Annotated in this window: 9 protein-coding genes; 5 read left to right on the top strand and 4 right to left on the bottom strand. The window is 73.3% G+C overall.

Annotated elements, in window-relative coordinates:
• Positions 1-120: 120 nt before the first annotated feature.
• Both ACFWBB_RS33690 and ACFWBB_RS33685 read right to left on the bottom strand, forming a co-directional pair.
• Positions 121-1,743, bottom strand: coding sequence for an ABC-F family ATP-binding cassette domain-containing protein (locus ACFWBB_RS33690; protein ID WP_385280164.1), 1,623 nt, complete (start codon positions 1,741-1,743; stop codon positions 121-123).
• Positions 1,744-2,010: 267 nt separating this feature from the next.
• Positions 2,011-2,427, bottom strand: a complete 417-nt coding sequence (locus tag ACFWBB_RS33685; RefSeq protein ID WP_385280161.1) for an SsgA family sporulation/cell division regulator — start codon at positions 2,425-2,427, stop codon at positions 2,011-2,013.
• Between the two features lie 224 nt (positions 2,428-2,651).
• Here ACFWBB_RS33685 and ACFWBB_RS33680 point away from each other — a divergent pair, with 224 nt between their 5' ends.
• The 3 genes from ACFWBB_RS33680 (at position 2,652) to ACFWBB_RS33670 (ending at position 4,896) form a co-directional block, all read left to right on the top strand.
• Positions 2,652-3,761, top strand: coding sequence for a WD40/YVTN/BNR-like repeat-containing protein (locus ACFWBB_RS33680; RefSeq protein WP_385280159.1), 1,110 nt, complete (start codon positions 2,652-2,654; stop codon positions 3,759-3,761).
• 48 nt (positions 3,762-3,809) lie between these two features.
• Positions 3,810-4,139 (top strand): plasmid stabilization protein, encoded by a 330-nt coding sequence (locus ACFWBB_RS33675; protein WP_385280156.1) that lies wholly within the window; start codon positions 3,810-3,812, stop codon positions 4,137-4,139.
• Between the two features lie 61 nt (positions 4,140-4,200).
• Positions 4,201-4,896 carry an endonuclease V gene (locus ACFWBB_RS33670; RefSeq protein WP_385280153.1) on the top strand — a complete coding sequence of 232 codons (696 nt, stop codon included), beginning with the start codon at positions 4,201-4,203 and terminating at the stop codon, positions 4,894-4,896.
• Here the strand turns inward: ACFWBB_RS33670 and ACFWBB_RS33665 are convergent.
• On the bottom strand, positions 4,872-5,060 hold the full coding sequence (locus tag ACFWBB_RS33665; protein WP_385280150.1) for a hypothetical protein: 189 nt from the start codon (positions 5,058-5,060) through the stop codon (positions 4,872-4,874). The genes ACFWBB_RS33670 and ACFWBB_RS33665 overlap by 25 nt on opposite strands.
• A 225-nt stretch (positions 5,061-5,285) precedes the next feature.
• On the opposite strand from ACFWBB_RS33665, the gene mmpA reads away from it, so the two are divergent.
• A complete protein-coding gene (mmpA, locus tag ACFWBB_RS33660) occupies positions 5,286-5,432 on the top strand; it encodes a morphogenic membrane protein MmpA (RefSeq protein WP_385280148.1) in 147 nt (48 codons plus the stop codon).
• A gap of 25 nt (positions 5,433-5,457) precedes the next feature.
• Here mmpA and ACFWBB_RS33655 read toward each other — a convergent pair whose 3' ends face one another.
• Positions 5,458-6,630, bottom strand: coding sequence for a saccharopine dehydrogenase family protein (locus ACFWBB_RS33655; RefSeq protein WP_385280145.1), 1,173 nt, complete (start codon positions 6,628-6,630; stop codon positions 5,458-5,460).
• 183 nt (positions 6,631-6,813) lie between these two features.
• Here ACFWBB_RS33655 and ACFWBB_RS33650 point away from each other — a divergent pair, with 183 nt between their 5' ends.
• Entirely contained in the window at positions 6,814-8,094 is a 1,281-nt protein-coding gene (locus tag ACFWBB_RS33650; RefSeq protein WP_385280142.1) for a CaiB/BaiF CoA transferase family protein, read from the top strand.
• Positions 8,095-8,106 lie beyond the last annotated feature (12 nt).

Below are 8,106 nucleotides of genomic sequence, written 5' to 3'. Positions count from 1 at the left end.
CCCCGCGCCCCGCGTTCCCGCGCCCCGCGCCCCGCGCCCCGCGCCCCGCGCCCCGCGTTCCCGCGCCCCGCGCCCCGCGTTCCCGCGTTCCCGCGCCCCGCGCCCCGCGTTCCCGCGGTCCTAGGCCGGGCCCGTCACCTCCTTCGCTGTCGTCTCCCGCAGCTTCCCGTCCAGCAGGAGCCATCGCGTGATGCCGATGGATTCCAGGAACGGCACGTCGTGGCTGGCCACGATCAGGGCGCCCTCGTAGGACTCCAGGGCGGTCGTGAGCTGGCGCGCACTCGCCATGTCGAGGTTGTTGGTCGGCTCGTCCAGCATGAGCAGCTGGGGCGCCGGCTCGGCCAGCATCAGTGCGGCCAGGCTCGCCCGGAAGCGCTCCCCGCCGGACAGGGTCGCCGCCTTCTGATCGGCGCGGGCGCCCCGGAACAGGAAGCGGGCCAGCCGGGCCCGGACCCGGTTGTTGGTGGCGCCGGGCGCGAACCGGGCCACGTTCTCGGCGACCGTGAGCTCGCCGTCGAGGATGTCGAGGCGCTGGGGCAGGAAACGCAGCGGTACGTGCGCGTGCGCCTCGCCCGCCTCCGGCGCCAGTTCCCCGGCGATGGTGCGCAGAAGCGTCGTCTTGCCCGCGCCGTTGCGCCCGACCAGCGCGACCCGCTCGGGACCGCGCAGGTCGAGACCGCCGTCCACGCGCGCGCCGTACGCGAGCCGCAGACCCATCAGGGTGAGGACCTCGCGCCCCGGCGGTACGGCCGTGTACGGCAGGTCGACGCGGATCTCGTCGTCGTCCCGTACGGCCTCCACCGCGTCGTCGAGCCGCTCCCGGGCCTCGGCGAGCTTCTCCTCGTGCATGATCCGGTGCTTGCCCGCCGACTCCTGCGCCGAGCGCCTGCGTGCCCCCATGACGATCTTCGGCTCGCGTTTCTGGTCGAACATCTTCTGCCCGTACCGCTTGCGCCGGGCCAGCTTGACCTGCGCGTCGGTCAGTTCGCGTTTCTGCTTGCGCAGGTCGGCCTCCGCGACGCGCACCATGCGCTCGGCGGCGTCCTGCTCGGTGGCCAGGGCCGCCTCGTAGGCGGAGAAGTTGCCGCCGTACCAGGTGACCTCGCCGGCGCGCAGGTCGGCGATCTGGTCGACGAGGTCGAGCAGTTCCCGGTCGTGGCTGACCACGACCAGCACACCCGGCCAGGACGCGACGGCCGCGTACAGCCGCCGCCGGGCGTACAGGTCGAGGTTGTTGGTCGGTTCGTCCAGCAGCAGGACGTCCGGCCGGCGCAGCAGCAGCGCGGCCAGCCGCAGCAGGACGGACTCGCCGCCCGACACCTCGCCGATGGTGCGGTCGAGATCGACGTGGCCGAGCCCGAGCTCGCCGAGGGTGGCCAGGGCGCGCTCCTCGACGTCCCAGTCGTCGCCGACGGTCTCGAAGTGCCGCTCGCAGACGTCACCGGCCTCGATGGCGTGCAGCGCGGCCCGCTGTGCGGCGATACCGAGCGCGGCGTCGACCTTCAGCGTGGTGTCGAGGGTGACGCTCTGCGGGAGGTGTCCGACCTCGCCGGCGAGGCGCACCGTGCCGTCGGCGGGGGCGAGCTCCCCGGCGATCAGCTTCAGCAGGGTCGACTTGCCGGAACCGTTGACGCCGACGAGTCCGGTCCGGCCGGGGCCGAAGGCGACGTCGAGCCCGTCGAAGACGGGGGTGCCGTCCGGCCAGGAGAAGGCGAGGGAGGTGCAGGTGATGGAGTGAGTCAAAACGGGCCTCGTGGGTGCGTGTGCGGTCAGGGGCGACACGTGTCGAGACACCGGAATGCGGCGACCACCGCGGCAGCGGGGGAGCGCGAAGACATGGGAAGAGTCCTGCTCCGCAAGGACGGCTCGAAGGCCGAGGTCGCACGCGACGCACACACTCCGAAGGTGTGGCGCGGTGTCTCAAGACCTCAGACGAGCAACGTCCTTCTCCTATCGGCGGCAACAGAACCGTTCTACACCGTAGGAGGGCCCGGAAGGACTGTCAACGGATTAACAGGCGTCCCGCATCAGCTCCGCCAGGTCATGGTCGAGGTCGAGCTGCCGGTACTCCGTGCCGGCGGGCACCAGCTCGTTCGTGGCCAGCAGGAAGCAGCGGATGTCCGCCGAGTGGACGTGCACGACGGCGGTGCCCTCGGGCGCGTGGAACTCCAGCACCGTGCGGCCGAATCCGTAGGGCCGTACCCGGACGTCGCCGTGGCCCTCGGCGTCGTGCAGGCCGGCGGCGAGCAGGTCACGGGCGAAGGTCCAGCAGACCTCGACGCCCTCCAGGGTGGCCGGAGCCGGGAAGGTCATGCGGACGGCGAAGGGATCCTGCCGGTCGTAGCTCAGTGTGGCGGGGATGGTCTGCATCCGAGGCGCGGCGGCGACCAGACGTGCCTCTACGGGCTGCTCGATGACAGTGGACAACGCCTTGCTCCCTCGTGACGGCGGGACGATCTTCCGGGCGGTGCGTCCGGACACTGGAAGAGACGCCGGAACCGGCCGATCCGTGCACACCCATTCCTAGTGACCTCGGTCACCGCTTTTCATGCACGGGAGTGACTCACTTCTCCTGCCGTGCCCCACAGGACCGTTGAGGTGGTCGAGGGCATCTGGACGGCACCGAAAGCCGTGGGCTAGCTTCGCCCGCCATGAGGCGCTTGGGGAAGACGCGACGCACGGTACGGACAGCACGCAAGAGCGGCCGAGTGGCGGCGGCGGCCTGTGGGGCGGCCCTCGCCGTCCTGACCGCCCTGCCCGCCCAGGCGCACACAGCAAGGCCCACGGCGCCGCACTGGGACCTGAAGGAGACCGGCACGACCGCCGTACGGTTCCGCGGTCTCGCGGCGGTCGACCGGGACACGGCATGGGTGGCCGGCACCCGGGGCACCGTCCTGCGCACCTCCGACGGCGGCCGGAGCTGGCGCAACGTCTCGCCGCCCGGCGCCGCCGACCTGCAGTTCCGGGACATCGAGGCGTTCGACGCGCGCCGGGCGGTGGTGCTCGCCATCGGCGAGGGAGAGGCATCGCGCGTGTACCGCACAGAGGACGGCGGGACGACCTGGACGGAGTCCTTCCGCAACACCGACGCCCACGCCTTCTACGACTGCCTGACCTTCTTCGACCGCCGTCACGGCCTCGCCATGAGCGACCCGGTGGACGGGAAGTTCCGCATCCTGTCGACCGGCGACGGCGGCCGCTCCTGGAAGGTACTGCCGAACGACGGCATGCCGGCCGCCCTGGCCGGTGAGGCGGGCTTCGCGGCCAGTGGCCAGTGCCTGGTCGCCTCCGGCGCCAAGGACGTCTGGCTGGCCACCGGCGGGGCCGCACACGCGCGTGTGCTGCACTCGTCCGACCGCGGACTGACCTGGAGCGCCACCGAGAGCCCCATTCCCGCCGGGGACCCCGCGCGCGGTGTCTTCGCCCTCGCCTTTCGCGACCGCACCCACGGCCTCGCCGTCGGCGGCGACTACCGTGCCGACCAGCCCTCCCCGAGGTCCGCCGCCACGACCGGCGACGCCGGACGCACCTGGCGGCCGTCCGCCACACCCCCCTCCGCCTACCGCTCCGGCGTCGCCTGGCTCCCGCACAGCCGCTCCGCCGCCCTCGCGGTCGGTCCCATGGGCACCGACCTGACCACCGACGCCGGCCGCACCTGGCGCACCCTCGACACCGGCTCCTACGACACCGTGGACTGCACCCCCGACCTCGGCTGCTGGGCCGCCGGCGAACAGGGGCGGGTGGCACGTCTGGAGAACTGAGCCCCTTTCGGGGTACCCGGGCGGCGCGGACACGGAAGGAGAGCACACATGCCACGCGGTTCCAGCCCCAAGCGGGAGCGCCAGTACGAGCACATCAAGGAGAGCGCGCAGGACCGGGGAGAGAGCGCCGGCCGCGCGAAGGAGATCGCCGCCCGGACGGTCAACAAGGAGCGCGCCCGGTCCGGCGAGTCGAAGACCGCGAGCCGCACCTCCGCGCAGGACATGTCGTCCGGCGAGCGGGGCGGCCGACGGTCCGGGACGGGCTCGCAGGGGCCCACCTACGACCAGCTCTACGAGGAGGCCAAGCGCCGGGGCGTCAAGGGCCGTTCGGACATGAACAAGAGCCGGCTGCAACGCGCGCTCGGCGACAAGAGCTGACTGTGCTGCTCCGGAACACGATCGCGGGCCCGCTCCCGGGAGCCGTACGCTCGTCCGCACGATGACGACCGTAGACATTCCCGCGGGCTGGCCCGCGACCGAGGAAGCGGCCCGCGCCGTCCAGGACGAGCTGCGGGCCCGGGTGGTGCTCGACGAACCCGGGCCGCCGCCCGGTACCGGGCACGTGACGGGGGTCGACGTCGCCTACGACGACGAGCGCGACGTCGTCGCGGCCGCGGCCGTCGTGCTGGACGCGGCGAGCCTGGAGGTCGTCGCCGAGGCCACCGCCGTCGGACGGATCTCCTTCCCGTACGTGCCCGGCCTGCTCGCCTTCCGCGAGATCCCCACGGTGCTCGCCGCCCTGGACGCCCTGCCCCGCCCGCCCGGCCTGGTCGTCTGCGACGGCTACGGCCTGGCCCACCCCCGCCGCTTCGGCCTCGCCAGCCACCTCGGGGTCCTCACCGGCCTGCCCACCATCGGCGTCGCCAAGAACCCGTTCACCTTCACGTACGACGACCCGGAGGCCCCGCGCGGGTCGACGGCCCCGCTGCTCGCGGGCGACGACGAGGTGGGGCGCGCGCTGCGCACCCAGGCGGGGGTGAAGCCGGTCTTCGTCTCCGTCGGCCATCGCGTCACCCTGGACGGCGCCTGTGCCCACACCCTTGCCCTCACCCCGCGTTTCCGCCTCCCGGAAACGACCCGGCGGGCGGACTCACTGTGCCGACGGGCCCTTCAGGAGGCGACCACCCGCCACTGACCGACCTCCTGGTACGCGGAGTCGTAGACCGCCGAGCCGTCTCCGGCCTCCAGGGCGTGGTGCTTCAGGTTGCCGCCCCAGTAGCGCAGGATGCGCCCCAGCTCGCCCACCGGATCCTCGGCCAACGCACCCTCGTCCACGGTGACTTCGAGAACGAACTTCATGCTGCTCCCCTCTCGCTCCGATCAAGTGCTTCCATCGTTTCACTGAAGTGCCCATTGATACTTCGGGGCGTTTGACGGCCAGGAAGCCCAGGTGGCGACGGGGAGCAGGGGCGGCAAGTCTCAAAGCAGGGCGGGGCGAGGGGCCGAGCGCACCCGCTGCCTGAGTACGTCGTCTGAGTACCCGTACGGATGTGCGCCCGGCCCTCCGCTCGGCAGGCTGGGCCCATGACCACGCACCGTGCTCCGAAGCCCCTCGCCGACCCGGACCGCCCTGTCGAGCGTGCCGTGAACGCCGCGCTGATCCTCGCCGTCCTGGCCGGTCTCGGCTGGATCGTCGGGGTGGTCTACACGCTCGCGCAGTGGCCGGTCTGAGGCCGCGGACGCGGCGAGGGGACGGTCAGCGGCGCGCCGCGACCCGGAAGCGGACACCCGCCCGGGTCAGCCGCCCGGTCAGCGCGTCACCCATCGCCACCGCCGTCGTCACCTGCCCCGCGGTCGGCGGGAGGTCGTCGCAGGCCAGGGCCAGCGCCGCCTCGGCGAACATCTTCGCCGTCTCGTCGTAACCGGGGTCGCCGCCCGCGACCTCGGTGCACACCCGCCGACCGCCGCCCTCGCCGACGAACCGCACCGAGAACCAGCTTCGTGCCCGCTTCTGGGCGCTCGGCCCCTCCCCGGGGCTGAGCCGGTCCGACAGCCAACGCCGTGCGGGCGGCAGCTGAGCCGCGGCGACGAGCGCTCCGACCGCAGCGACCCCGCCCACGGCGACGGGCAGCCGCCGTACGGCCGCGTAGTGCCGGTAGCGGAAGTCGGGCCCGTAGCGGGGCAGCGCCCTCGCCGACCGCAGCACGATCTGCGGGTCGATGGTCGGCAGCGGCAGGGCCCAGGCGCCGACCTCCGGGGCGAACCGGGGCGCGCCCACCGGCGCGGCTGCCCGGCGGCCCAGCAGGCGCGGTTCGTGCCGCCCTCGCTCCCGCGCGGCGGCCACCATCTGCCGGCCGCGCGCGAACTGGCCCAGCGCGGAGGCGAAGGTGCCGCCCGAGAAGGCGGCGTCGGCGGTCACGAAGCCGTCCACGCTCAGAGGCACGCCCTCGGGAAGCTGCCGGACGGTGAAGTACACGCCCAGGTCGTGCGGGACGGAGTCGAATCCGCACGCGTGTACCAGCCGCGCACCCGTCTCACGCGCGCGTGCGTCGTGCCGGACATACATCAGGTCCACGAACTCCGGCTCGCCGGTGAGGTCGAGGTAGTCGGCGCCGGTGTCCGCGCAGGCCGCCACGAGGTCCTCGCCGTACGACACATAGGGGCCCACCGTCGTGGCCACCACGCGCGCGTGCTCCGCGAGGCCGCGCAGGGACGCCGGGTCCGAGACGTCGGCCCGCAGCACCCCGGCGTCCACGCCGAGCCGCTCGCGCAGCCGCTCCAGCTTCTCCTCGCTCCGCCCTGCGATCGCCCAGCGCAGCTCGGCGGGCGCGTGGGCGGCGAGGTACTCCGCGGTGAGTGTTCCCACGAAGCCGGTGGCCCCGAAGAGCACGATGTCGTACGGACGGTCCGACCTTTTCAGCCTGCTCATGACACCCCTTCGCCGTGCAGCCCGCGCCGCTGTCGGTGGCTGAGGCTAGCGTGAGCGGTGCGGAGGCCGACGGCAGGTGCCCCTAAAGTGTCTAAGCGCTTGCTCGCTCACCTCTTGTGTCCACTGGAACGCGTTCCTAGCATCACTGGTGTTACATCGGTTGTGTCACAGCAAGGGGGCTGGATGACAACGGAACGGACGGCCGGGCACGGCCCGCTGGCGGGCGTGCGCGTGGTGGAACTCGCCGGGATCGGCCCAGGTCCCTTCGCGGGCATGCTGCTCGCAGACCTCGGCGCCGACGTCGTCCGCGTGGACCGCCCCGGCGGCTCCGCTCTCGCCATCGATCCCGCCCACGACGTCACCAACCGCAACAAGCGCTCGGTGATCGTCGACCTCAAGGCCCCGGACGGCCCCGCGCGCGTGCTCGACCTCGCCGCCCGCGCCGACGTGCTCATCGAGGGCAACCGGCCGGGCGTCGCCGAGCGCCTCGGCGTCGGCCCCGAGGACTGCCACGCCCGTAACCCCCGGTTGGTCTACGGCCGGATGACCGGCTGGGGCCAGGACGGCCCGCTCGCCGACCGTGCCGGTCACGACGTCTCCTACATCGCCGTCACCGGCGCGCTCGGCCTGATCGGAGCCCCGGACCGGCCGCCACCCGTCCCCGCCAACCTGCTGGGCGACTTCGCGGGGGGCTCCCTCTACCTCGTCGTCGGCGTCCTCGCGGCCCTGCACCACGCGCGCGTGAGCGGCACCGGCCAGGTCGTCGACGCGGCCATCGTCGACGGCACGGCGCATCTCTCCGCGATGATCCACGGCATGCTCTCCGCCGGCGGCTGGCAGGACCGGCGCGCCGCCAACCTGCTCGACGGCGGCTGCCCGTACTACGGCACCTACGAGACCGCCGACGGGGGGTACATGGCCGTCGGCGCCCTTGAACCCCAGTTCTACGACGCGTTCGTGGACCTCCTCGGCCTCGAGGACCTCCGTGCGGCCCGCAAGGACTGGACGCGCTGGGGAGAACTGCGCGAGGCCGTCGCGGCCCGCTTCAGGTCCCGCACCCGGGACGAGTGGACCGCCGTGTTCGAGGGCTCCGACGCGTGTGTGGCGCCCGTGCTGTCGCTGCGCGAGGCCCCGCACCACCCGCATCTCGCCGCCCGCGGCACCTTCACCGACCACGGCGGCATCACCCAGCCGGCCCCCGCACCCCGCTTCTCCGCGACGCCCACGGCCGTCCGCACCGCGCCCGCCCGGCCCGGCGCCCACACGCGCGAGGTGGCCCATGACTGGGACATACCGGGCCTGATGACGGACCCGGGGGAGACGCCTGCCGAGCCCCCGGAGAAGGCCCCCGCCAAGGCGGCCGCGGAGCGTTCCGCGAAGGCCGCCGCCGAGGCTCCCGCGGAGCTCCCCGCGAAGACCACCGTGAAAAACCCTGTCAAGGACTTCCCGCACCAGGGCGACTGACCCCGCCCGGCT

Source organism: Streptomyces sp. NPDC060000, assembly GCF_042737375.1.
In the GTDB taxonomy this organism is placed as follows: domain Bacteria; phylum Actinomycetota; class Actinomycetes; order Streptomycetales; family Streptomycetaceae; genus Streptomyces.
The sequence above is the reverse complement of the archived record's forward strand: the minus strand, read 5'-3'. Positions and strand labels throughout refer to the sequence as shown.

Excerpts from the sequence above, each read along its gene's own strand:
- ACFWBB_RS33680 (WP_385280159.1), top strand. The coding sequence starts at position 2,652 with ATGAGGCGCTTGGGGAAGACGCGACGCACGGTACGGACAGCACGCAAG.
- ACFWBB_RS33675 (WP_385280156.1), top strand. The coding sequence starts at position 3,810 with ATGCCACGCGGTTCCAGCCCCAAGCGGGAGCGCCAGTACGAGCACATC.
- ACFWBB_RS33670 (WP_385280153.1), top strand. The coding sequence starts at position 4,201 with ATGACGACCGTAGACATTCCCGCGGGCTGGCCCGCGACCGAGGAAGCG.
- ACFWBB_RS33665 (WP_385280150.1), bottom strand. The coding sequence starts at position 5,060 with ATGAAGTTCGTTCTCGAAGTCACCGTGGACGAGGGTGCGTTGGCCGAG.
- mmpA (WP_385280148.1), top strand. The coding sequence starts at position 5,286 with ATGACCACGCACCGTGCTCCGAAGCCCCTCGCCGACCCGGACCGCCCT.
- ACFWBB_RS33655 (WP_385280145.1), bottom strand. The coding sequence starts at position 6,630 with ATGAGCAGGCTGAAAAGGTCGGACCGTCCGTACGACATCGTGCTCTTC.
- ACFWBB_RS33650 (WP_385280142.1), top strand. The coding sequence starts at position 6,814 with ATGACAACGGAACGGACGGCCGGGCACGGCCCGCTGGCGGGCGTGCGC.